General features: G+C 49.5%; 24 protein-coding genes, 1 tRNA gene and 2 pseudogenes. 7 read left to right on the forward strand and 20 right to left on the reverse strand.

The annotated features are described in order from the left end of the window. Positions 1 to 27: 27 nt before the first annotated feature. The 4 genes from BJQ97_RS10400 to BJQ97_RS10415 form a co-directional block, all read right to left on the reverse strand. Positions 28 to 951 carry a cation diffusion facilitator family transporter gene (locus tag BJQ97_RS10400; protein ID WP_160156519.1) on the reverse strand — a complete coding sequence of 308 codons (924 nt, stop codon included), beginning with the start codon at positions 949 to 951 and terminating at the stop codon, positions 28 to 30. 14 nt (positions 952 to 965) lie between these two features. Beyond that, on the reverse strand, positions 966 to 1,274 hold the full coding sequence (locus BJQ97_RS10405) for an ArsR/SmtB family transcription factor (protein WP_160156520.1): 309 nt from the start codon (positions 1,272 to 1,274) through the stop codon (positions 966 to 968). Between the two features lie 178 nt (positions 1,275 to 1,452). Beyond that, positions 1,453 to 1,770: a YbjQ family protein gene (locus BJQ97_RS10410; RefSeq protein ID WP_033017392.1), complete on the reverse strand. Its 318-nt coding sequence runs from the start codon at positions 1,768 to 1,770 to the stop codon at positions 1,453 to 1,455. A gap of 55 nt (positions 1,771 to 1,825) precedes the next feature. After that, complete coding sequence (locus BJQ97_RS10415; RefSeq protein ID WP_160156521.1) at positions 1,826 to 2,308, reverse strand: DUF2935 domain-containing protein; 483 nt, start codon at positions 2,306 to 2,308, stop codon at positions 1,826 to 1,828. A 348-nt stretch (positions 2,309 to 2,656) separates the two neighbouring features. Between BJQ97_RS10415 and BJQ97_RS10420 the strand changes: the two genes are divergently transcribed. Further along, positions 2,657 to 2,875, forward strand: coding sequence for an RNA polymerase sigma factor (locus BJQ97_RS10420; RefSeq protein WP_236567229.1), 219 nt, complete (start codon positions 2,657 to 2,659; stop codon positions 2,873 to 2,875). 88 nt (positions 2,876 to 2,963) lie between these two features. Here the strand turns inward: BJQ97_RS10420 and BJQ97_RS10425 are convergent, their stop codons facing one another. Next, positions 2,964 to 3,320 carry a hypothetical protein gene (locus tag BJQ97_RS10425; RefSeq protein WP_236567231.1) on the reverse strand — a complete coding sequence of 119 codons (357 nt, stop codon included), beginning with the start codon at positions 3,318 to 3,320 and terminating at the stop codon, positions 2,964 to 2,966. A gap of 80 nt (positions 3,321 to 3,400) precedes the next feature. Beyond that, positions 3,401 to 3,658 (reverse strand): hypothetical protein, encoded by a 258-nt coding sequence (locus BJQ97_RS10430; protein WP_160156522.1) that lies wholly within the window; start codon positions 3,656 to 3,658, stop codon positions 3,401 to 3,403. Between the two features lie 542 nt (positions 3,659 to 4,200). Between BJQ97_RS10430 and BJQ97_RS10435 the strand changes: the two genes are divergently transcribed. Together BJQ97_RS10435 and BJQ97_RS10440 are read left to right on the forward strand one after the other, a co-directional pair. Further along, positions 4,201 to 5,040 carry an MBL fold metallo-hydrolase gene (locus BJQ97_RS10435; RefSeq protein WP_160156523.1) on the forward strand — a complete coding sequence of 280 codons (840 nt, stop codon included), beginning with the start codon at positions 4,201 to 4,203 and terminating at the stop codon, positions 5,038 to 5,040. Positions 5,041 to 5,281: 241 nt separating this feature from the next. Next, positions 5,282 to 6,409: an NAD(P)/FAD-dependent oxidoreductase gene (locus BJQ97_RS10440; RefSeq protein ID WP_160156524.1), complete on the forward strand. Its 1,128-nt coding sequence runs from the start codon at positions 5,282 to 5,284 to the stop codon at positions 6,407 to 6,409. Between the two features lie 100 nt (positions 6,410 to 6,509). Here BJQ97_RS10440 and BJQ97_RS10445 read toward each other — a convergent pair whose 3' ends face one another. The 6 genes and pseudogenes from BJQ97_RS10445 to BJQ97_RS10465 all read right to left on the reverse strand — a co-directional run bounded on the left by BJQ97_RS10445 (position 6,510) and on the right by BJQ97_RS10465 (position 11,473). Further along, on the reverse strand, positions 6,510 to 7,061 hold the full coding sequence (locus tag BJQ97_RS10445) for a YpiB family protein (protein WP_160156525.1): 552 nt from the start codon (positions 7,059 to 7,061) through the stop codon (positions 6,510 to 6,512). 306 nt (positions 7,062 to 7,367) lie between these two features. Next, the gene (locus BJQ97_RS10450; RefSeq protein ID WP_160156526.1) at positions 7,368 to 8,870 is read right to left on the reverse strand and encodes a malate:quinone oxidoreductase; all 1,503 of its coding nucleotides are present in this window, start codon (positions 8,868 to 8,870) and stop codon (positions 7,368 to 7,370) included. A gap of 489 nt (positions 8,871 to 9,359) precedes the next feature. After that, a pseudogene (locus BJQ97_RS17700) lies at positions 9,360 to 9,556 on the reverse strand (DUF4351 domain-containing protein); the annotation flags it as partial. A 12-nt stretch (positions 9,557 to 9,568) separates the two neighbouring features. After that, positions 9,569 to 10,132, reverse strand: a complete 564-nt coding sequence (locus tag BJQ97_RS10455) for an NYN domain-containing protein (protein ID WP_033008850.1) — start codon at positions 10,130 to 10,132, stop codon at positions 9,569 to 9,571. A 767-nt stretch (positions 10,133 to 10,899) separates the two neighbouring features. Then, positions 10,900 to 11,103, reverse strand: a pseudogene (locus BJQ97_RS17705) (YdbC family protein); the annotation flags it as partial. 13 nt (positions 11,104 to 11,116) lie between these two features. After that, positions 11,117 to 11,473: a 3'-5' exonuclease gene (locus tag BJQ97_RS10465; RefSeq protein WP_066234082.1), complete on the reverse strand. Its 357-nt coding sequence runs from the start codon at positions 11,471 to 11,473 to the stop codon at positions 11,117 to 11,119. A 219-nt stretch (positions 11,474 to 11,692) separates the two neighbouring features. Between BJQ97_RS10465 and BJQ97_RS10470 the strand changes: the two genes are divergently transcribed. Continuing rightward, positions 11,693 to 12,976, forward strand: coding sequence for an IS110 family RNA-guided transposase (locus BJQ97_RS10470; protein ID WP_160156528.1), 1,284 nt, complete (start codon positions 11,693 to 11,695; stop codon positions 12,974 to 12,976). 427 nt (positions 12,977 to 13,403) lie between these two features. Here the strand turns inward: BJQ97_RS10470 and istB are convergent, their stop codons facing one another. Then, the gene (gene istB, locus BJQ97_RS10475; RefSeq protein WP_021322668.1) at positions 13,404 to 14,156 is read right to left on the reverse strand and encodes an IS21-like element helper ATPase IstB; all 753 of its coding nucleotides are present in this window, start codon (positions 14,154 to 14,156) and stop codon (positions 13,404 to 13,406) included. Continuing rightward, positions 14,153 to 15,658, reverse strand: coding sequence for an IS21 family transposase (gene istA, locus BJQ97_RS10480; RefSeq protein ID WP_160156529.1), 1,506 nt, complete (start codon positions 15,656 to 15,658; stop codon positions 14,153 to 14,155). Before istA ends, istB begins: the two co-directional genes overlap by 4 nt. A gap of 184 nt (positions 15,659 to 15,842) precedes the next feature. On the opposite strand from istA, the gene BJQ97_RS10485 reads away from it, so the two are divergent. After that, a complete protein-coding gene (locus BJQ97_RS10485) occupies positions 15,843 to 16,679 on the forward strand; it encodes a MerR family transcriptional regulator (protein ID WP_160156530.1) in 837 nt (278 codons plus the stop codon). Further along, positions 16,657 to 18,414: an ABC transporter ATP-binding protein gene (locus BJQ97_RS10490; protein ID WP_160156531.1), complete on the forward strand. Its 1,758-nt coding sequence runs from the start codon at positions 16,657 to 16,659 to the stop codon at positions 18,412 to 18,414. The genes BJQ97_RS10485 and BJQ97_RS10490 overlap by 23 nt, the downstream gene beginning before the upstream one ends. 35 nt (positions 18,415 to 18,449) lie before the next feature. Here the strand turns inward: BJQ97_RS10490 and BJQ97_RS10495 are convergent. The 4 genes from BJQ97_RS10495 to BJQ97_RS10510 all read right to left on the reverse strand — a co-directional run bounded on the left by BJQ97_RS10495 (position 18,450) and on the right by BJQ97_RS10510 (position 21,715). Next, positions 18,450 to 18,522, reverse strand: a tRNA-Arg gene (locus BJQ97_RS10495). A 245-nt stretch (positions 18,523 to 18,767) separates the two neighbouring features. After that, positions 18,768 to 19,601 carry a TetR family transcriptional regulator gene (locus BJQ97_RS10500; protein WP_160156532.1) on the reverse strand — a complete coding sequence of 278 codons (834 nt, stop codon included), beginning with the start codon at positions 19,599 to 19,601 and terminating at the stop codon, positions 18,768 to 18,770. 526 nt (positions 19,602 to 20,127) lie between these two features. Further along, positions 20,128 to 21,540 (reverse strand): amidase, encoded by a 1,413-nt coding sequence (locus tag BJQ97_RS10505; protein ID WP_160156533.1) that lies wholly within the window; start codon positions 21,538 to 21,540, stop codon positions 20,128 to 20,130. After that, entirely contained in the window at positions 21,506 to 21,715 is a 210-nt protein-coding gene (locus tag BJQ97_RS10510; protein WP_160156534.1) for a hypothetical protein, read from the reverse strand. Before BJQ97_RS10510 ends, BJQ97_RS10505 begins: the two co-directional genes overlap by 35 nt. A 241-nt stretch (positions 21,716 to 21,956) precedes the next feature. On the opposite strand from BJQ97_RS10510, the gene BJQ97_RS10515 reads away from it, so the two are divergent. Then, the gene (locus BJQ97_RS10515; RefSeq protein WP_160156535.1) at positions 21,957 to 23,261 is read left to right on the forward strand and encodes an acetamidase/formamidase family protein; all 1,305 of its coding nucleotides are present in this window, start codon (positions 21,957 to 21,959) and stop codon (positions 23,259 to 23,261) included. A gap of 202 nt (positions 23,262 to 23,463) precedes the next feature. On the opposite strand, the gene BJQ97_RS10520 is transcribed toward BJQ97_RS10515, so the two are convergent. Beyond that, positions 23,464 to 23,865 (reverse strand): restriction endonuclease, encoded by a 402-nt coding sequence (locus BJQ97_RS10520; protein ID WP_236567233.1) that lies wholly within the window; start codon positions 23,863 to 23,865, stop codon positions 23,464 to 23,466. Between the two features lie 30 nt (positions 23,866 to 23,895). After that, the gene (locus BJQ97_RS10525; RefSeq protein ID WP_160156536.1) at positions 23,896 to 24,036 is read right to left on the reverse strand and encodes a hypothetical protein; all 141 of its coding nucleotides are present in this window, start codon (positions 24,034 to 24,036) and stop codon (positions 23,896 to 23,898) included. Between the last annotated feature and the right edge of the window lie 42 nt (positions 24,037 to 24,078).

Here is a 24,078-nt window from a genome sequence, read left to right on the forward strand (position 1 = left end):
ATGGGGGAGAAACTTGGAAGCCCTCCCCTATACTTCCATCTCCCCATGGCGGATGTGCGGCATTTCGATTTGAATCGTCGCGTGGCGAATGTGAAAGCGCGTTTCGACCACATCAATCGCCCGCTGCAAAACCGACTGTCCATCGCATCCTTCTTCAATGAGCAAATGGCAGCTTAACGAATCAAGCCCCGAGGTGATCGTCCAAATATGCAAATCATGGACCTCGATCACCCCATCAATGCCAGAGAGCGCCGCTTTCACTTCCGCATGGTCAATCGCCGCCGGCGTTCCTTCCATTAAGATATGCACGGTCTGCTTGACGACGGCAAATGCTCCTTTTAAAATCAACACCGCCACCGCGATGGAAATGAGTGGATCGGCCGCGTACCAATCGAACAGCCAAATGACAAGCCCTGCCGCCATCGCCCCGACCGAGCCTAACGCATCGCCGAGCACGTGAAGATAGGCGCTGCGAAGATTGACGTTTTCCTTCACATCCCCTTTGCGCATCAATACCCAAGCGCTCACGAGATTGGCCAACAACCCAACGGCGGCCACCGCCATCATCGGCCCGCTTGCGACAGCAGGTGGATTCACAAACCTCCCGATCGCTTCCCAAATAATCCAAGCAGCAATTGCCACCAACGTGACCCCGTTCACTAACGCTGCTAAAATCTCGAACCGGTAAAATCCATACGTTCTCTTCGGCGACGCGGGCTTTGACGCCAGCCACACCGCCGCCAGGCTTAACAGAAGCGAAGCGGCATCACTCAACATATGCCCCGAATCCGAAAGAAGAGCAAGGCTGTTCGTCACAAGCCCGCCGACAAACTCTAACACCATCATCCCAACAGTCAGGCTGAGGGCGACCGCCAACCCTTTTTGATTTCCTTCACGGCCATGGCCATGGTGGTGATGATGGCCGCAATGACCGTGCGCATGATGATGCATCAATCCTCTCCCCCTCATTGGTGTTGTGCGTGATCAATCGCTTGCCTTAACAGTGAAATGACATGCTCATCATCGCAAGAATAAAACAATGTCTTCCCTTCGCGACGGTATTTGACAAGCCGCAACGTCCGAAGCAGCGCCAACTGATGGGAAACGGCCGATTGCGACATGCCGAGCATTTCCGCGATATGGCTCACATGGCATTCTTCCTGTGACAACAAATAAAGAATCTTCATCCGGGTCGGATCCGCTAGGGCTTTAAAGATCCGTGATACTTCCTCAATCACACTTTCATCTAAAAACGAATGATCCTCTGCGTTCATGGCTGTTCCCTCACATTTTAATATATGAGCATTTGTTCATATATGTGAATCATAAACGTCTTTTTTTCCTCTGTCAAGCCTATTCCACGCTGCACAACTCCATCAGCCTAAACCGAGGACGCACACCCCCAACCGGCCAAACAAAAAAGCAAAGGGCGAAGAACCCTCTGCTTTTCCATTACGATCTCACACGCACCGCCGTCCCTGTCGCAATGCACATCATCATGCCGTCGCGCAGCGTTTCAAAATCAAGATCCACCCCGATGACGGCGTTGGCGCCAAGGCTTCTCGCCTTATTGACCATCTCCTTGATCGCCATTTCCCGCCCTTCAGCCAGCTTGCTTTCATACGTTCCGCTCCGCCCGCCGATAATGTCGGTGATGCTGGCGAGAAAATCGCGGACGACATTGGCGCCCAAAATGACCTCTCCCGCTACGATGCCCAAATACTCCTCAATTTCTTTTCCCTCAATCGTATTCGTGGTCGTGACAATCATGGCGATGCCCCCTTACGGCTTATCATAATTGGGTAAACCACCCCACTTCATTATACTACTTTTCATCGTATAACGGCGCGGATAAATCCGTGCGCGGTGCAGCCGATGTGGAATAAGTCCCATACAGCAACAACTGCGCGATGCCGACAAAATACTCCGATTCGCGAATGATGTGATCGAGCACCACCTTGGCGGTCGGGTTTTGGCTGACGGCCTTGCTGCGGGTTTTGATTTGCCGGCATAATCCGATGAACTGAAGGCTCTGCTCTAGGCAGTACGACACAAAATGGAGCACTTGTTGATGCAGTTGTTCAGGAACATAATGGCCGGCCCGAACGATCGATTCGATATAACGGACCGCGTGCTGATGCGTAGCCGAAAGCGCCCCCTCCCATTTTTTCAACGCTTCTACATATGGCGCTTCCAATCCAGACACAAGCTCGCGAATGACGACCGTATGTTCTTCCTCTTGGTGCTTCCAAAATTCAATCTCGTCCAAAATGCGCAGCGGCATGTGTGGGCCGTAGTAAAATTGCACGCTCTTCCCTCCCCTGTTTCCCCTCTTCTTTCAGTGTATGAGCCAATCAGTGTAGATATGCAGCATGATCGAAACAATGCCAGCCTTCGCCCTTGTTTCATAACCAATACACATCAGGCGCCCGGGGAAACTTTATGCATAGGCAACAGTGATCCACCCAATTGACCGAGCGTGATCGATCAAAAAGCTTCTAAAGCTGTAACGTTTTAAACAGCTTCATCGTTTTTATTAGCGTAAATAGCCCGGCCGGGAAAAAGGAGTTACGATGTATGGTTCATGGGAAAGAAGACAACCGCGTCAACTGGATCGAACAGGTTATGTCTTTCCGCTTGGGAGTCAGTTTACCGATTGATCTATTTTAAGGTCCAAAACCGTGAAGAAGCAGAAGACATCACACAAGAAACGTATGTCAGAGCCATCCCCTATTTACAAAAAAATCGTGTCTCTCCTGATAAACAGATGGCCTTTCTAAAAACAGTAGCCTTGAATATCATCCGGGATCGCTGGAGGCAGCACCAACGGCGGGGAACTACGGCTGATTTGGAAGCCATTAGAAACGAACACTAATCCCCCACTGCCTGCACCATGAAAAAAGGAGAACAGTCATCCCCTGTTCTCCTTTTTCTCTTCTTATTCCTGCGCGCGAACCAACTCCTCATAAAAACACAAAAATGCCGTACAAAATCGATGCGCCGATCAACTTAAGCGGCAGCTTCCCTTGCCGATATACCGCCACCGAAAGCGGCTGCCCTCGATACGCATCCAAAAACACCCAATAGACCGCAATGCCAAGCGGAAGCAACGCCACCGTATACAACAAACTGACCAGCTGGGCCGCAAAAGGCGGGTCCTCTTGCGCCATCCAACCGCTCCATCCCCCGCTGAGCACCATTTCCAACACGGTTGGGATGACCGTATTCAACACAAAATAAACGAGCATAATAAGAACTGCCATTCCCCATTTTCCTTTTAACGCCTGCCTCGCTTGCCTTCTGAGCTGTGATAATGTCATGATAGTTTCTCCTCTACGAAACGTAAAAATAGTCAATGAAATGTTATGAATGATAACTGAAATTTATCATCATTTCATTTTTATCTCCGAGCCATTTTGTACACATACAGCACCAATCCACTGATCATCGCCACTCCGACAAATGAAAACAGATACACAACCGACGACCCCGCTTGACCAAACACAACCTCATTTTGCAACATATCGACGTGCTCCCAAGCATTGGCCACATCAGGCTTGTAAAGCTTCGTTTTCCAATACCCGATGCCGATCGTTGCTGCGAAATACACGATATGAACAACCAGTGAAATCAATAAGGCTTGGATAACGGTTTTCAATTCATCTCCCTCCAAACGGTTCGAACGATCGCTTGACGTTCTCTTGGATTCAGCGGCTGGAACGCCCATCCATCATCCGACTTGATTTTGCAACACATAAACACCTTTCCGCTGTCAGAAGGCTTTCCGAGCACCCCATTGCGACCAAAAAAGCCGACACGCTTGCATCCATCGCCCTTTCCCCTGTCGATTGTCTATGTGTTTCCCTAAGTTGGAAATGGTGGATCCTTCTCTATCAAAATGACCCAATGAATCGTTTTCTACCATTTTACTATATTAACGAATATAAGAAAATCCTTCCCCGTCATTCTAACCTCCCCCGAAATGTTGATACAGCGCTTAATCCCCCGAAAAGAAGGGATGCACAACGATTGGTGACTGAAGTAAGCTTAACAATAGGCGACTTGTCTTGATCGGTCGCGCCTCGACCACCGGGCAAAGCACGCTTTGACGTTCAGCGCGTTTGAACAAAAAATGAATGAACACTCATTTTTTTATGATATAATGAACACAACCATTCTTGCGGCAAGGAGGTTCCCTGTATGCTGCTCGAGAAAGTGATCAAAAAGCGGTTTGAAACCGAGACGGTGCAAAACGTGCGCATCGCCAAGGGAACGGCGATGTTTCAAGGCGTTCGGCTCACTGTTCGCTGCTTTGTCATCGATGACGTGCTCATTGACACCGGCGCAAAATCGATGGAAAACGAATTCACTTCATTTTTTCAACAACAAGACATCGATCAAGTCGTGATCACCCATTTTCACGAAGACCATACCGGCTGCGCGGCGTTTTTGCAGCGAAAGATGGGCTTGCCCATCTATATGAATGAGCGAATGATCGACTACTGCCGCCAAAAAGCGGACTATCCGCTTTATCGAAAAGTGTTTTGGGGCAAGCGCGAACCGTTTGCCGCCAAGCCCATCGGCTCGACGTTTTCCTCGCGAAACGCAACGTGGGACGTCATCCCGACGCCGGGCCATTCCATCGACCATATGGCGTTTTTGAACCGCGAAACCGGCCAGCTGTTCAGCGGTGACTTGTATTGTCAAGAGAAAACAAAAGTCATCTTGCGCGAGGAAAACATCCCGGCGATCATCGCCTCCTTGCAGCACGTGTTGACGTACGATTTCGGCGACGTCTTTTGCGCTCACGCCGGCTATCTCCCGAACGGGCGCGAGGCGTTGCAGCGGAAGCTTGACTATTTGCTTGAACTGCAAGGGACGATCATCGATTTATACGAAAAAGGAACACCGCCCAAACAAATCCAAGCGATTTTGTTTCCGAAAAAATACCCGATCGTCTTTTTCTCGGGCGGAGAGTGGGACTCGCTCCATATTATCCGGTCGGTCATTGAGGAACATGAGGCGAAACAAGCGAGCTGAGGCGGGGCTGCTCGAGATGGCCATGATATGGCGTCGTGGGGCAGCCTTGTTACGCCCGGCGTTGCTGCTTTCTTTTCTGCCCCCATCTCCCTCAACTCTCGTTGTCTTCCATTTTATCATGGGCCGTCACATCTTTTTGGCGCTAGACGGCCCAGCGGCCGTTCAGGCAGGCGGCTGCGGTTCCCCATTGGCGCTGCGTATGTTATGCTAATAGAGAAAAATGAAGAAAAGGTGTTAGAGAATGAAGTCATGCATCGTCATTGGAGCCGGCATTTTAGGGGCCTCTGTCGCCTACCATTTGGCGAAAGAAGGCGCAACAGTCATGATCATCGACCGCGGCGACAAGGGCCAGGCAACCGATGCGGCCGCAGGCATCGTGTGCCCTTGGCTGTCGCAGCGCCGCAACCAAAAATGGTATCGGTTGGCGAAAGGCGGAGCGAAATTTTATCCTTTCCTCATGGAAGAGCTGGAATCATACGGGGAAACAGAAACCGGTTACGCACGCGTCGGGGCGCTATGGTTGCACACGGACGAACAGAAACTGGAACAGATGGAGGAGCGCGCTCTCCAACGGCGCGAAGACGCGCCAGAAATGGGAGAGATCGTGCGGCTTCATCCCCAAGAGGCAAAGGAGCTGTTTCCGCCGCTTGCCGGCGAGCATCATGCCTTGTATGTCAGCGGCGCCGCCCGAGTGAACGGTCGGGCGGTGCGAGACGCCCTCATGAATGCTGCTCAAAAGCGCGGCGCCGCCTACATCCGCGGAAACGCCCGGATCCTGTTTGAAGGCTCCCGCGTCATCGGCGTGGAAGTCAATGAAGCGAAATACAAGGCCGAAGCCGTCATCGTCACGGCCGGCGTGTGGGCTGGCGAACTGCTCGAACCGCTGGGCGTTCGGTTTGCCGTCAGTCCGCAAAAAGGACAAATCGTTCATCTCGAATGGGGGGCGGACGAGACCGGCCGATGGCCAGTCGTCATGCCGCCGAATAATCAGTATATGCTCGCCTTCCCTGGGGGGCGAATCATCATCGGAACGACCCATGAAGATGAGGCGGGCATGGACATCCGCGCAACCGCAGGCGGCATCCATGAAATATTAGACAAAGCCCTCGCCGTCGCACCGGGGCTGTCGGCGTGCACCTATGTGGAAACACGGGTCGGATTCCGCCCGCGCACGCCCGGATTTCTTCCTGTCTTCGGGGCGATCCCTCGGTTTTCCGGCCTGTACGTCGCCAATGGGCTCGGCTCCTCAGGCCTCACCGTCGGCCCGTATTTAGGAAAAGAGTTGGCGAAACTCGTCATCGGCCTGCCGACAGAACTCGATCCAAGCGATTACGACGTGGCAAACGCCATCGCACCGGTCATTCCATGAGGAGAACAGGGAAACCAACAACGCATTTTCTGCGATCAACCAGCCAACGCAGCCGTTGACCTCCCTTTCCCGCCGCCAGGACAAAGCGGGCCATGTTTGGTCAGCTTTGTCCTTCATATTTTTTCAGCTGTTCCGTCAACTTATGAAACAGTTCCATATCTTTGCGATCGAGCGCCTGATCAATTTGCAGCTTCAGCCTCGACACTTCGTGGCGTTTCAGCGCCTCATCCAACACTTGCTCGGCCGCCTTCGCCATTTTCTCATGCCGCTCGTGCCGCCTGACATTTTCAAACGCTTGATGATCAATAAGCCGAAGGTACGAAAAATTCCTTGCCTTTCCTGGAAAATGAAGCGTCAAATAGAGCGGTTCGTTCGGATGCAGCGCCAAATCACCCATAATGGCAGCGAGGCTCGTGCTTTTTTGACCGCGTCGATAAAAGACGAGCCCTTCCTCTTCCGCCATCGCGGTCGAAATGATCAGCCACCGCGCCTGCTTTTGCTCGGTTTCCGTAAAATGGACGTTCTCAAGCAAATGGGGGTGTTGAAGCAAGTATTGCAACACAAATCGGGCATCGGGATGTTTTAGGCGATAATGCTGCAAAAACGTTGTTAAGAAATGCCGCTTTTCTGAATAGGACACCCACCTTGTCATGGCCTCACCCCCTTCAGCTGCTTCTCGCCCTCAAAGCCAACAGCGGCCACAGCGCAAGCCTGCCTCAACAAGCAGCCGATGATACAAAAAGCCCTACCGCTATTCCATCCGTGTCTTTACTTTACAGTATAACCGATTGCGGTCCGCCGTGCAGCCGCAAACCGTGGTCAAGACTCCAAGCGAACATCTTTCATCCCATAACCGAGCGGCAAACGAAATAGAAAAACAACTGCCCTTGATCTTCGGGCAGTTGCTCCTTACAGGCGACTAGTATACGATCTCCCTTTAGACCGCTAAAGCACAGGCTTACGCCAACTGCAACGCAAAGTGGCCGTTCAACCCGAGCGCTTCCGCTGTAGAGGCTTGCACTTGGCGCAAAAGCGATTCGTTTTTCATCAATGATTCGCCGTAGGACGGAATCATTTCTTTCACTTTCGGCCGCCATTCTTTCATCTGTTCCGGGAAGCATTTCTCAATCACTTCGAGCATAACATAAACCGCCGTTGACGCACCCGGCGAAGCGCCGAGCAATGCCGCGATCGAACCGTCAGCCGCGTGGACGACTTCCGTGCCGAATTGCAAAGTCCCTTTGCCGCCAGATTCTGTGTCTTTAATCACTTGCACACGCTGACCCGCAACGACGATGTCCCACTCGTCGCTTTTGGCCATTGGGACGAATTCACGCAGCTCTTGCATGCGCTGTTCTTTCGATAACATCACCTGCTGGATCAAATAGTTGGTCAAGGCCATATTTTTCACACCAGCGGCCAATATCGTCAATACGTTGTGCGGCTTGATCGAGGTGAACAGGTCGAGCATCGACCCGTTTTTCAAAAATTTCGGCGAAAAACCCGCAAACGGCCCAAACAGCAGCATTTTTTGATTATCGATAAACCGCGTGTCCAAGTGCGGCACCGACATCGGCGGTGCGCCGACTTTCGCTTTGCCGTACACTTTCGCGTGGTGCTTTTCCACAACCTCTGGGTTGTTGCATACCATAAACAGTCCGCTCACCGGGAAGCCGCCGATCCCTTTCCCTTCTGGAATGCCAGATTTTTGCAACAAGTGGAGGCTGCCTCCCCCGGCGCCGATGAAGACAAACTTGGCCGCATGACGCTCCACGGCGCCCGTGTCCAAATTCCGCACCTTCAACTCCCACAAACCATCGCTTGTCCGTTTGATATCCTCGACATGACGGCGGTAGTGAATGCTGACATGTTTCCGTTTCAAATGTTCAAACAATTGGCGCGTCAATGCCCCAAAGTTGACGTCCGTCCCCGACTCGATCCGCGTCGCCGCAATCGGCTCGGTCACAACCCGATCTTCCATCATGAGCGGCACCCATTCGGCCAACTTTTTCGGGTCATCAGAAAATTCCATTCCTTTAAATAGTGGATTGGCCGCCATCGTTTCATGCCGCTTTTTCAAAAACGCGACATTGTCTTCCCCTTGCACGAAGCTCATATGCGGCAATGGGCGGATGAACTCTTTTGGATCCGCGAGCACCCCGCTGTTCACTAAATGAGCCCAAAACTGCAAGGAGACATAAAACTGCTCATTGATTTTGATGGCTTTGCTGATGTCGATCGACCCATCGGGCTTCTCAACGGTGTAGTTGAGCTCGCAAAGCGCCGCATGTCCGGTTCCGGCGTTGTTCCACTCGTTGGAGCTTTCCGCCCCCGCTTCTTCAAGCCGTTCAAACACAGCAATCTCCCATTCGGGCGCCAATTCCTTGAGCAGCGTTCCCAACGTTGCGCTCATAATGCCAGCGCCGATTAAAATGACGTCCGTTGTTTGTTTGTTCCCCATGTTTACCATCCCTATCTATGAATAGTTGTAAAAGAGCATCGAGCGACCGCTCGAAATGATTCCACCGATACCCCTTTGGATTTTGAGGGCGATTACAAGATTTATTATAACACAATTGATTAATAGCATGTCATTATTATCGAGCTCAACAAAAATATATTAATATAATTCAATATATCGTCGCCTATTCATTACATCGACGTGGCCCTCGGCAATCGCCCTTCATAATAATTTTACAAAATCGTTGAATATTTCGCCACCATCCTCGAGAAAAAATGCAGAGATTTTTCAAGAAGGCTGATGAAAAACAAACGAAATCATTTTTGTTCCATATCCGCGTCATTTTCTTCCCCTGCAAAACGATCGCGATTCCATTAACTATTTCCAAACTTCTTTTTCCGTCAAGTCAAGCATATGGGGATTCGACTCGTCCACTTCCAGTATACCCCATTCAGCAATCGGATTGTCATGCCGAATGTCATTCCGTTAGAGTTGCTTGCGCAGCTCCACCGGGAAAAAGCGAAACTGCACTACCTCGCCCCAAAGGGAAACTCGGTCGAAAACACGGACGGTTCATCGCGGAGGGCCTCGTAGCTGAAGAGAGCGATTGGTGCAATGTTGCGGTGGCATTTCTCAAATAGGCGGCTGAAATCGAAAAACGCACCCTTAGGAAATAACAGTTGTACACAATCGCCTTCTCATTCCCGTCGAATGCTGTGGAGAAATTCCGCATCGATTACTTTCCTGTCATCGACAAGATCTAACAGTTCATCGTGCGGCCGAATCTCATCATTTCCGTCGGAATAATAAAGGGTGATATGCACTCCTTCTGATTGGGCGATTTGCAACGCGGGCAAAAAATCACTGTCCCCCGTCAACAATGCCGCATGAGTGATTAATTTCTTCGTACTATGCATAACCAAATCGGTTGCTAGCATCACATCGATCCTTTTTTGCTCAAACACTGGAAACCCGCGCTCATCAATGCCGCGAAATGCTAGCTTCCCTTCCCGGACGGTAAAACTACCAAGTCGGTTTAGTCTTTTGAAAAAACGTTGTGCATGGGAGAAATAGTCTTTTTCCTCTAGAGATGGATAGGATGATTGATGAGGAAGGCAATGGTAGTAGTACGTTCGTAAAAGCAGATGGCCTTGAGCCATTTGTTGAGCAAGCTTGCTGTAATCGATTTTGGCTTTTCCATGCCATTTCAACACATGGTCGAGATATCCACCATCAATAAATAAGGCAATTCGCGAATACAAAGCATTCCCTCCCGTCCATGGCAAAGAATACAAAAGGAGCGGCGATGCCGCCCCCTCTCTTGACCTGCCATCCATCCGAACGGCAGCGGTTATTCTAAATATCATTATAATTGGAAAAACGGTGCATGTAAATCCCCCAGTTGAGACGAACAGACAATTCGCGTCGAGCCGGTTGGCCCCGAGAAGCTGTTGGATTTCCAAGGCATAGGCAGCGTTTTTGTGATGTTTGACTTGCTCTCGATTTCGGCTTGGCCTCGCTGGACACTTCATTTGCCTTTTTCAGCAACTGTTCTTTTGGTTGAACACATGTCTTTGGGTTCCCAACCGCGCCATCCGATCGATGCGATGCCTTTTCCAGCCAAAAACGGAATAAGTTCATTGCGGTCACCCGCTCGGATCATCCCACCATTTTTTATTCGAATTCCTCACCTTTTCTAGCGATGACAAATATATAAAAACAACCGTTCCAGTTCCTCCGACTCTAACTTTCGAACCAGGCTAATAAACTCCCTATGGAATGAAGGATAAATGCTGCTAATGCTTTCTATTTCGTATTGCAACGCTTCTTCAGATGGTGCCGATTGTATCCCCGTTAGTAATTGCCTTTGTTTCTCGACAGAGTACTCTTTTTCGTTCATAAATATTAGCACATTCTTGAGTTGTTGAATAAATAACGGAGCGTTCTCCGTCCATTCATCGATTCGTTTCCACCAATCCTCATTTTGCACGCTGGAGTTTTTAGATGAATTTTCCTCAAACAGCTGTTTTAATGCGTAATATAACTCCTTCGCTTCCGCTTCTGAAAGGGTAACTCCTTTTCCCATTTTCGCATGTGAGACATCCCAATCCCGTATATCATACTTCGGGGGATATCCGTTCCAACTCACAAGATTTAGTTCCTTATTCCATCCTTTGGGAGAACTAGACAACGTCGCAATTCGTTTTTTGATTTCAAACTGAATCGTTGCCAAACAAACCGCTCCCTTACTTGGAATATATACTTGAATCAAAGCCAAAGGCATCGTAATCTTCTTTATGAAAATTTCTTACAAAAGGACAAATACTTTTAAAGTTGCGGCCAGTATACATCAACTGCACTTCTTTTTTCGCCCTAGTGATTGCAACATAAAGAACTTTCTTTTCGTCATTGAGTATAGCTTCAAAATCCGCCTTGTAGCCGTCACTATTTTTATTGTCACCGGCTCGTTTATCCAGCTCTTCAATCCTCTTTTTATTCGGATAATGATCACGGTCAAAATGAATCAAAAATACATAATCAAACTCAAGCCCTTTGACGCTAAAAGCATCCGTAAACAAGATCGGCTTTTTTTGTTTGTTCAAGTCAAATCTTCTTCTACAGCCAACACAGTCTTTACACACTTGTATGGAATAAGCAGTCCCTCTTGAACCTCCAGTTGCGTTAGGGGGTATGATAAGGGAGAGACTAGCAAAAGAAAGCATTCCTGTTAGGAGCTTTTCCGGGGGACTTGATCAAAAAAAGTCCTCTTGGTATGATGCAGGGGTGTCAAACATTACTCACCATACCAAGGAGGACTTCAGATGAATTGTACACAAAACTATAAAATTGATCAAGTAACCGAACAAACGCTTGTCGTGGGAATCGATATCGCGAAACGAACCCACTACGCCTGCTTCGTGGATGACCGGGGGCGTGTGCTTCGCAAGTCTTTCCCGATCTTCCAGTCGAAAAAGGGCTTTCGGCAGCTGAATGAAGCGATTCAGGAGGCGATGCAAGCATTCGGGAAGTCGCAGGTGATCGTCGCCGTGGAACCGACCGGGCACTACTGGTTGAACCTGGCCTACTTTCTCGAGGAAAACGGGATCCCGCTGGTCATGGTCAACCCGGCGCATGTGTGCCGGTCGAAAGAACTCGATGACAATCTGCCGACGAAACACGACGCCAAAGACGCCCTGGTCATCGCCAGACTGGCGAAAGACGGACGATTCCTCGTCCCCCGGCTGTTGCACGAGATCGAAGCAGATTTGCGCGTCGGGAGCACCCTCAAAGAAAAGCTCCGCAAGGAACAGACGGCGGTGAAAAACGCGATCATCCGCTGGACCGACCGGTATTTTCCGGAGTTTTGGACGGTGTTTCGCGATCTGGGAAAAACGGCGCTGGCGGTGCTGGAGTGGACGCCGCTTCCGGCCGATGTGGCCGGCCGGACGGTGGAGGAGCTTCTTACGGTGCACCGGCAAAGCGAAGGGCTGAAATGCCCGCAGAAAGCCAAAATTCAGGCGTTGATCGACGCCGCGAAGGACTCGATTGGGGTGAGGGAAGGGACGACGATGGCCCGGTTTGAGATCGCCGCGCTCGTCCGCCAATACCGCCAATTCGAGGCCGAGATCGCGGCGCTGGACGCGGAGTTGAAGGCGTTGGTTCAAACGACGATGGGGTATCAATGGCTGAAAACGGTCGACGGGTTGGGGGACGCCACCATCATCGACCTGCTGGCGGAGATCGGCAGCTTCTCCCACTATCGGGATCCGCGTCAATTGGTGAAGTTGGCGGGCCTGACGCTTAAGGAGAACTCCTCCGGCCAGCGCAAAGGGCAAAAGCATATCTCCAAACGGGGACGGAAACGGCTGCGATCGGTGCTGTTTCGGGCGGTGATTCCGCTGATCCGGCACAATGAGGCGTTTCGCGACCTGCATGAGTATTACACGACCCGATCCGTCAACCCGTTGAGCAAAAAACAATCCATCGTCGCGTTATGCCGAAAACTGCTGAATGTGCTGTTTGCGATTTGTACGAAGAAACAAGCGTTTGACGCGGAGCGAATGATGCAGGACATCTTGTCCCAGGTTCAAAACCGGGCGGCCTAAGGCCTCCCCCCACGAACGAAATTCATGGACAACAGGATGACACCGGAGAAGCTGGCGTGATCGTCACCATGCGACCTCGAGTCCCAAAGAAAGCTTGGCCGGCCTCCGCCTGATGACGAGACCGAACGAGGGAATGTTGGCGCCAAGACGCCCGGAGACATGGGAGGGTTCGTCCTCATCAGCGATGCGGAGATCCAAGGGTGCATCGAATACGCTTCCCCCCCACGTCAGGAAAATGTATCCAGACGTGGCCGCGAAGCGCACCCTGGGTCTGTAAGATATCCACAAAACTGAAAAAGGATGTAAGGGATTTTGTCGAAAAATATTTTTTTGACACCCATGAGAGGCCGCAAAGCCTTGATGTTTTTTGCAAGCAAAAAATGCAGAGAAGTGCAAGAAAAAATACATAGGCTTGCCAGCTCAAGACTTAAGGTTCCAGACCGGGGGAAGAGGACGGCTGGATCGCGGAGAGAGCGTTCCGCAGTCGATAGCTCTCTCCCGTAAAGGCCAGGATGTGGGCATGGTGAACCAAGCGATCCACCAGCGCAGCTGTCAAGCGGTTGTCCCCAAACACCCGATTCCACTGTCCAAATTCCAGATTCGACGTCACGATGACGCTTTTTCGCTCATAACAGTCGGCGATAATATGAAACAACAGCTCCGATCCTTGCTTTTGAAACGGCACATAGCCGAGTTCATCCAATATCAACAGTTCGCACGCATCGATGCTTCGTTTCAGCCGCCCGAGCGTGCCATTTTTCAATGCCTCTTCCAGCTGGGCGACGAGATCCGCGACGCGGAAAAACCGAACCTCATGGCCTTGTTGGCACGCCTGGATGCCGAGCGCTGTGGCGAGATGGGTTTTTCCTGTCCCGGGCGAGCCTAAAAGCAGAACGTTTTGCTTTCGCTCCAAAAAGCGAAGGTCACACAATTCCTTCTTCGATGTCGTGGTCGGCCAGTGGATGTGATCCGACCATTCGTAATCCTTCAGCCATTTCAACTCCCGAAACTTGGCTTTCTTGATCAGCCGGGCCTGTTTCGCCTGCTGGCGGCACGACAGCTCCAGCGCCAATACATCCCGCAAAAACTGCTCTTTCGTTTCGAACATCACCTCCTCGAATCGATCCGCGATATAGGCCAAATGCAGCGCTTTACAAATCTCTTTCACCTCTGCTCTCATCCCTGGACACCCCCTTCCCGAACGGGGTGAAGACGTTGATCATACACCGTTAAATCCGTTTCATAGTCGATCAGGACGGAAGGGGTGTACGATTCTTCCCACTTGGCCGGGTAATGGGATTGCTCGGCTTCCATCAACACCCCGATTTCATGAGGAGCCAAGTCCCATCGCTGACTCTCCTCGAGCCACTGGGCGATTTCATAAAGCGTGCAACGATCCAACAGCGCTCGCAGCCCTTTCAAACGGGCCGCCACCTGGGGCGGGGTGCCAGCCAGATACGTTCGGATCGCTTCCGGCAAGTACGCCCGGTATCGGGAATGCCCGACAACCCGGGGTTTGGTCTCCCACTCAGCGAAAATCTCTTTCCAAGGGATCTCGCGTTTCACGTTCGTATACGGCCTTGGCATCTCAAGATGTATGCCTCCGTCAGGAGAGAGCACAAAGAAACGATCCCACTCTTTTTTCACCAATACCCGGTTGGGGACGGACAGGCCATGGACGACGAACGCCTTCCCATCCACCATCACTTCTCCGTACTTATTCACGTAAGCGTGATCGAGGGAGAAGATCGGAAGATCTTGTTCCGGCAACGCCAACAGCTCCGGCCGCTCTTCCTGCCATAGCTCCTCTATCAACCGCCCCTTTTCATAATGAGGGCGGTTTCGGTCCTCGACCATCTTGCGATGCAACCACTCCACCAGCTCCGGATCCGACTCGATCAACGGAGCCGGGACGAAACAAAGGTTGCGAGTGTAATAGACTTTTCGCTCCGCATTTCCTTTCTCATGTCCGCTGTATGGATTGCACACTTGTACATCAAACCGATAGTAGAGTTGAAATTTCTCAAAAGCCTCGGTGAATTGGCGTTCTCCCCCTTTTCGAATCGACACGATGGCCGCGGACAAATTGTCAATGCGCAATGCCTTTGGCACTCCCCCAGCCTGACGAAACAGCTGCGTCAACCCATGGAGGAAGCATTCACTGTTTTCCGCCGGCAGCGGATAAGCAAACGCAGCGTTGCTATACGGGAAGCTTACGATCAAAACCGATCGTTCTTCTTCCTTCCCCTCCTTCGTCACCACCGTCATCTTCCCGAAATCCACCTGCGCCTCGCCTGGCGGGTGCTCAAGTCGTTCATAGCGCTGTTCTTTCTCGAGTTTGAGCTGCGGTCTTCGTTTTTGCACGTACGCGCAAACGGTGCGATACGAGCCTTGAAATCCATGGTCACGACAAAGCGCTTCAAACATCGTCTTGTTCGTTCGCCGTTGTTTTCTCGGCAGCTTGGCATCCTCCTCCAACCAGTCATCAATGATTTGCCCGTATCCTTCTTCCTCCATCATCCCCTTTTTGCGTTTGATGGTTGGTTGGACAGAAATGCCGCCATCCGCGTATTTCTTGACCGTTCTCCAGTTATATCCCGTTTCGCGGGAAATTTCCGCAATCGATAACCCTTTCTTTTCACGCAGTTTTCTGATACGATTCATTTCGGGCATTGCCAGCATCCTTTCGCTCCTCCACTGTTTGGTTTATGTGTTCACAACTTCCACAGTAGAGGAAATGTTAGGGGCTGGCAAGCCTTTTTTCTTTGCCTTAGGCTCTGCACGTTTCGTTGCAGAACTCTGTATTTTTATTTTGCACTAAACACCTTGATACATCAACATTTCTAGAGGGAGGTGGGAAGCTGCCATGGAGACGTATTCGATCGGCGAAATCTCAAAAAAGACAGGTGTGTCAATCCGGACATTGCGGTATTATGATGAAATTGGACTATTGCGACCAGCTAAGGATCCGTCATCAGGACATCGAATCTATACGGAAGAAGACATTCTTCAGTTGCACAAAATTATGAGTTTGAAGTTTATCGGTCTTAGCTTGGAAGAGATTCGTCAATATATTCACCAACCAACGTACGACCTTACATTAAAAGAAACGTTAATACTAGAAAAGAACATGTTAGAACAAAAACGGAGCCAGTTAGAAAGATCCATTCAAGCCATTGAATATGCCATCACCCTTTTAGAAGAAGAAGGAGAGATTGACAGCCTTCTCTTGATGAGTTTAATCCGCAGCATTCAAACAGAAGAGGATCAAAAACGATTGATGACACATTACCTAGATCAAGAAACCATTGATGCCATCTTTCATAATGAAGAACTCAAGCAAAAAGAGAAAGAAATGATTAAGTCCTATGCTCAGTTTGTCAAACAAGTTCACGAAATGTACGGGCTCCCCATCGATCATCCTGACGTACAGCACATGATTGAAACGTTCCTGCGCTCTACTGTTGGCCTTTTGAGCTCTCAGACCGTCGAAAAGATTGCCGATCTACTTAATAAGAAAACATCGGAGTCCTTTGAGTGGGAGGAAGAATGGGATGTCCTTAGCCCTCTCCCCTTTTCCAAAGAAGAGGTGCAATGGCTTGAACAAGCGATGGATTACTACATGCAACGTCTTGAGCACACTGGTATAGATTGGGAGGAGCCACAGAAAGGAGAGAACGATGGACATGGAGAAAAAAGGTAGTCCGAAACAATTTTGGCATTTGCTCAAACAGGGACAATTGAAAAAATCGCTCATTGTTTTTGCGCTCATTCTTGGATTGATTGAAAGCGGGGTTGGTTTGATCATTCCTCTCTTCACCAGAGACTTCATTGATCTCTTAGCCCATGGCGGAATTAGGTGGCAACAAATCATTTTACTCTTATCCGCCTTTTTCGTTCAAACGGCGGCAGGTGGCGTCTCGTTTTATCTCATGTCATATGCCGGAGAAGCTCTAGTCGCCCAGATTCGAAAAAAATTATGGAACCACGTCCTTCATTTGTCTATCCCCTTTTTTGATCGCCATGAATCGGGGGAAACGATGAGCCGCATTACTCAAGATACAGCGGTCATCAAATCGCTCATTTCCGATCATCTCGTCACATTTTTTAGCGGCATTGTCTCTGTGATTGGTTCCGTCATTTTACTGATTATTCTTGATTGGCGAATTACTCTATTTATCTTTTTGGCAGTTCCGGCTGCTATGCTCATCGTCATGCCATTAGGAAGAAAGATGCATCAAATTTCTTTGCGCACGCAAGATGAGCTGGCCAAATTCTCAGGACATCTTGGCCGGATCTTGCAAGATATTCGTCTCGTGAAATCTTATAATGGTCAAGACGTGGAAGCGGAAAAAGGGGACAAAGAGATCAAAAATTTAATGAACTTCGGTTTGAAAGAAGCGAAAGTCTATGCGGTCATCTCACCGATGATTGCCACTGTCATGATGCTTGTTGTCGTGGTCATTGTCGGTTATGGCGGTGCCCGGGTTGCGTCGGGACATTTGACGGCAGGGGCGCTTGTGGCGATCATTATTTATATTTTTCAAATTGTCATGCCTTTCACTGCCATGGCGTCCTTTTTCACCACCTTTCAAAAAGCGTTGGGAGCTACAGAACGGATCAACGAAATGTTTCAAGAAAAGCAGGAACTCTCGGGATCACAAAAAGAACCCGACTTCAATCAAACATTGCAATTCGAACACGTTTCCTTTTCTTATCATAAAGACAAACCGGTGCTGAAAGGGATTCATTTTACGATTGAGCCAGGCAAAACGTACGCTTTTGTTGGTCCCAGTGGTGGTGGAAAAACGACAATTTTTTCACTCATTGAGCGCTTTTATCTGCCAAATGAAGGACGGATTTTGTTAGGAAATGTCCCTATCCACGAGATTGATTTAAAAAAATGGCGGCAAGCGATTGGCTACGTTTCTCAAGATATTCCCATTTTGTCAGGCACCATTCAGGAAAATATTTGTTATGGGTTAGAAAAAGTGCCTAGACATGAAGAAATCGAACAAGCTTCTCGTTTGGCCAACGCTCACGAATTTATCCAACGATTACCAAATGGTTATGAAACAGAAGTCGGGGAACGAGGAGTCAAGCTTTCAGGTGGACAAAGACAACGAATTGCTATTGCTCGGGCCATCTTAAAAAACCCCAAACTCCTGCTATTGGATGAAGCCACATCCAACTTGGATAGTGAATCAGAAGGTCTAGTGCAGGAAGCGCTGAAAAACGTTATGAAAGGCCGAACGACGTTGATTATTGCTCATCGACTTTCTACTGTCACCGATGCCGATACCATCTTCGTCATAGAAGACGGACGCATTACCGGACAAGGGAACCATGAATTATTACTGGCTACCCATCCTTTATATCGAAAACTAGTGAATCATCAGTTTATGCAAGGCAAAGACCGACATATATGCACAAAATAGACGAAAAACCCCCGCATCGCAAAGGTTTTGACTAGCGGCCCCGAGAGGATTCGAACCTCCGACGCACGGTTTAGGAAACCGACGCTCTATCCACTGAGCTACGGGGCCGTTTTCATCACTCTCCTTTTCCATTCTATCCATCTGCATATAAAAATTCAATAGCTGATAGAAAAACAACATATAGAAGACGGACTCCAACCCCGATCTCTCCAAGGTTCGCTCTTCGTTCCCGGCAATTTGGATTCGTCAGCTCGGATCGACCCACGATTTCCCACGGAACGTCCAAATCGTCTACCCATTTCAGCAATCAAAAACATCTCGCTCAATGCCGAAAACAACACGGATCGTTCGTTTTACAATGACTGCTCATATTCGTCTGGATTGAGGATCATATGCACTCTCGCTGCATCATCCTCGACACTCAGAAAGTGGCTCGTTTCCTTTGGTCCCAGTCCTCTAGCCGCCCCATGAATGCACCCGATTTTCTCCAGCTTCCCGCTTCTGACGTTCCAGCTGTACAGTCCCTCCTTCGAATGATAGCTGCTGCCAAAATACGCATAGTTCCCCCTCACACATAGAGCGGTCGATCCGCGCAGCTGCTCGGGCGCTTTGTATCTCTCCACCGCCTTTGCGCAAGGATCCACATGAATAAGCGAAAAATCGTCGTAAGGAAAGAGCCATAATGTCGAGGATTTCCCTTTACAAATCGCATAGCAGTCAATGATCATGGGACGATCTGTTAAATGGGAATGATATTTGAAGGCCGGGGAACCATCAAATCGAAACAAAACCAATCCTTCCGCAGAAATTCCTTTGCCAAAAACCCCTTCATCAAAGTAGCTGATCCATATCCCTTCTTTTCCAACCGCTATATCTTCAATCCCGTCGCCGCCGCAAAAGGAATGCCGGACACGGCCGTGCAGATCGAGCAAAAACACATTATCGCGCTTCCCATCGCTTCTCGCATCCGCCAGCAAAAACCGCTCGCTGTCGACCCATCGAATGATGGGAAAACGCACAGAGACGTCCGGATGGAGAACAGTTCCATTCACGACGCACTCCAACCGTCGGCGGCTTCTTTGCACAACGATCCATCCGCACCGGTCGCTCCAATCCGCATCCATCAGCCGAACCCCACTTCGTTCGGAAACAATCGAATAGAAAGTATAGGTGACGATTGGCAACATTTATCCCCCTCAGAAACGTCATCTTTACAACCACACACCCCTATTGCCCCCGCATTTCTACGAGGCGCCCTCATCTGCACGACAACGCGAATCGATAAGGTGAAGCAATGGGATTCGCTGCGGTCCTGCACCGTTGCTTCTCCTCCGATCGCAGGCAAGACGCTTCCGCCGTCACCGCTTCACAAACGCCGCAACTGGATCAGCGTCCTCAGGGAGCGCTGTACGCACGACGAACGGTTGGCCGTTTGTCATGATCAACATCCTTGGCGGAATCGTTCCCATCGTGGAAAGGACTGTTCCTCACGGAGGACATCAACAATGAGGGATATCATTCGTGAGCACGAGGCGAAAATCCTGCATGGAAGAAGAAAAAATGGAGAGCCCGGAAAGGCCCTCCGTCATACAAACGGCAGTGAATGCGAGTGAAAAACGCTCAGTGGAAAAAGGCTGCATCACAAAGTTATCGCATCATCATCTTTCATGACCGCCCTTCACCAAGTACATCACCAACCACTAGCATTTGCTTTTACTTTCTTAGAACGGTTGGCGGGTGTTTCAGCTCAGGATGCAACATTTCAAACACATCAGCAACATTTAATATCGTTCCTTCCCCAAAGGCTGGGCCGATGATTTGCATCCCTACGGGAAGGCCTTGAACAAAACCGCACGGCACCGTTACAGCAGGCAAGCCCGTCAAGTTAAACGGTCCTGTAAAACGGATGATATGGTCAAGAAAGTTCACTTCCTCTCCATTGATCCATACCGTATTCTGCCCGATTTTTGGAGGGAGAAACGGAATGGTTGGAGTGATCAAAACATCTACCCTATTGAATATTTCCATGAACTCACGATCCAATTGCAAACGAATTTGTTGCGCTTCCAAGTAGTCTACAGCGGAAGGGATTTCTCCAAGCTTTAAAAGGAAACGGACATCATCGCCAAAATCTTCTTCCTTTTCTACTAAATGATTGTGATGAATAGCGCTGGCTTCCGAAAGAATCGTGATCATTTCCGCATACTGCGCATACTGCAATGTTGGAATTCGCACGGTTTCGACAACAGCACCTTCGCGTTCCAAAGAAGCAATCGCCTGTTTAACCGCCCTTTCGACTCCTTCATCCACATGATCAAAGAAGTACGGTTCTACGCCAATTTTTACACCTTTAACAGACTCCGTGAATTGTGTGGAATAACTTGTTGTAGGGGCATCGGTGGAAGTAGGATCTTTTGGGTCGTATCCTGCAATGGCTTCTAAAATATAGGCGGCGTCCCTCGCCGTTTTCGCCATCGGACCGATATGGTCCAACGACCATGCAAGCGGGAAACAACCATATTTGCTTACTAGCCCATAGGTGGGCTTTAAACCGACAATACCGCAAAACGAAGAAGGAATTCGAATCGAACCCCCGGTATCTGTTCCTAGGGAAGCAATCGTCATATGCGCCGCCGTTGCGACCCCCGACCCTCCGCTTGAGCCTCCGGGAATGCGTTCAGGATCCCAAGGATTTCGGGCAGGTCCGAAATGAGGATTATTGTTCGTTGCTCCCCAAGCATACTCATGCAAGTTTGTTTTTCCAGGAAACACTGCTCCCGCTTCCGTCAACTTCTCGATTACTGTCGCACTGTAAGTTGGCCGAAAGTTTCGGTGAATTTTTGACCCCATCGTTGTTGTTTCATTAGCTGCGTAAAGAATATCTTTGATTGCTATTGGAATGCCATGTAGCGGGCCGCGGTAATTTCCAGATAGGATTTCCGATTCCGCCAACTCAGCTTGCTTGCGTGCTTTCTCTGCTGTCACCTCTATATAGGCATTCAGCTTATCGTTTAATGTTTCGATTTGTTCAAGTACATCGTCAACGAGTTCAACAGGTGAAACTTCTTTGTTTTTTAGAAGAGGGGAAAGTTCAGCGATTGTTTTCGTATTTAGCCGTTTTTCCACGATACACACCTCCCGGTTGGTGGACGACGCCAATATCCGCCTCATTCAACCCGAGTTTTTCGACTCCCTGTTTTAGTTGCTGAATTGCTTTCCACTGATGCTCAAGCATCATTAATTCCTGTTCGGAACACCCAATCCCTTTTTCTCTTAATTTCTTTTCTATGCTACTGCTCATTTCGTTTCCTCCCTTCTAATTTTTTATTATATATTTACAAGAGCCAGATTTCAAAATATTATAACTAAATATAATTTACTGAATATACATTCATTTATTTGACAACGCTCCCCTGAATTTTCTAAAATACAGTTATGCATCACCTATCACAAAATCGCTTGTCTTGTTCGCTGATTCGTTGCCCGTAATCCAAGGTTCTTTGTAACCGATTCCAAAATCTTAAAGTAAGGAAGGGAACGCCATGGAAGCGAAACAAACCGTGTTTGTCAATGAGTTCACTAACGGCATCTTAGACCCTCATGGAAACATGCTTGGCCCTGTGCAGGATGGGGGATACATTGTCGCCAATACTACTCCTGGTTGCTGGGGACCGATGATCACCCCTTGCATCCGCGGTGGCCATGAAGTGACGAAGCCCGTTTTTGTCGAAGGCGCTGAAGTAGGAGACGCCATTGCGATTAAGATCAAATCGATTCGCGTCACATCTATCGCCACATCCTCAGGAAATGATAAGCCAATGGAAGGGCGGTTTGTCGGCGATCCGTTCGTTGCCGTCAAATGCCCACAGTGCGGAACGATGTACCCGGAAACGAAAATCGAAGGGATCGGCCCGGAAGCCATTCGGTGCGCGAATTGTGGCGCGGACGTGACCCCATTTGTATTTACGAACGGCTACACGATGACGTTTGATCCAAACCGACAAATTGGCGTGACCGTGCATAAAGAAGCGGCAGAACACATCGCCCGACAAGGACGCTACTACATGGCGACGCCTGACAACTCCGTCCAAAACCCGATTGTTACGTTTGCGCCCCATGACTTAGTCGGAACGGTGGCCAGACTCCGCCCGTTCCTCGGGCAGCTCGGCACCACCCCAGCGCGTCCGCTACCGGATTCACATAACGCTGGCGACTTTGGCCAATTTCTGATCAACGCCCCGCATGAATACGGGATTACGAAAGAACAGCTGGAAGATCGCACGGACGGACATATGGACATTAACCGTGTACGCGAAGGCGCCGTGTTGATCTGCCCTGTGAAAGTGCGGGGCGGAGGCGTTTATCTCGGTGATATGCATGCCATGCAGGGCGACGGGGAAATCGCCGGGCATACGACCGACGTATCTGGCATCGTCACCCTTCAAGTGAAAGTGATCAAAGGGTTGACCATTGACGGACCGATTCTTCTTCCTGTTGCTGAGGACCTCCCCTACTTGGCAAAGCCATTGACAAAAAAAGAAAAAGAGATCGCCCTCGATTTGGCACAATCATGGGGAGTAAACAAGTTGGAAGAATCGTTGCCGATTTCCTTTGTCGGGACAGGTGCCAACCTCAATGAGGCAACAGAAAACGGGCTGCAACGGGCAGCGAAAACGTTAGGCATCTCTGTCCCTGAGGTGATGAACCGTGCCACGATTACCGGGGCCATCGAAATTGGCCGACATCCTGGGGTCATCACCGTCACCTTCTTGTGCCCAGTTCGTTATTTAGACAAGATTAGCTTGACCTCACTTGTGTATGACCAATACCGCGACCTTTTGGAGTAAACAAGCAAGCCAATATGCAAGCCCATTGAACAGCGAGCGGGAGGGAATGGTCTTTGCCCCTCCCGCATGCCTGTACTCGCTAAAGTAGTGCGGCTCAAATTTCCGGGCAGACATCGAGCGTTGCTTCACGTGAAACAAAGGAAATTCAAGCATGACGCGGCGTTTTCCATGTGTACCGTTTGGCCGCTCGTCTACATTTTTCTTACTCATCCTCTTGAACTAACGCCCATACCCTTTTCAAAGGCAGCTCCGCCTGCAGCGAATCGGGGAATTTATCGTAATTGCGCAATATCGCTTTCAACAACTCATCTGAGTCCCAAAGCCTTACCTTAAAAAAGTTATGTTTCGCATCTTTAATCACATAGTTTTTAAAACCGCCCCAACTCACAAGCAACCCTTGGTCGGCGCCAAATTTGCTGATGGTCCCTAACAATTCACTGAATACGTTAGAAACGACAGGGGACTGCGAAGATTTCACTTGGACGCAAAGTTTAAGAAATCCAAACCCCATTGGCCCAGTACCTGCTAAAATATCCACCCCTCCATCTGGCCCCGGAGGAGAAATTTCCGTTGTATAACCTTCTGCTTGCAAAATCGCATTCAAAAATACTCTTTACCATAAACATAGATAGCTCTACTGTATGGATATAACAGGATGACAAAAAATTTGTCGATTGTCATTTTCCTTTTCAAACAGCGCCGGCGCCAGTCCCCCGTTGACCAACGCAGAAAGCAGCGCTCCATAGTAGTAATCCGCTTTGCGAATGGCAGCCATCTCGTTCCCCTCCCAATTGATTCTGTCTAATTCGATTGTATC

Source organism: Geobacillus sp. TFV-3 (assembly GCF_009901865.1).
Classification (GTDB): Bacteria; Bacillota; Bacilli; order Bacillales; family Anoxybacillaceae; genus Geobacillus; species Geobacillus thermoleovorans_A.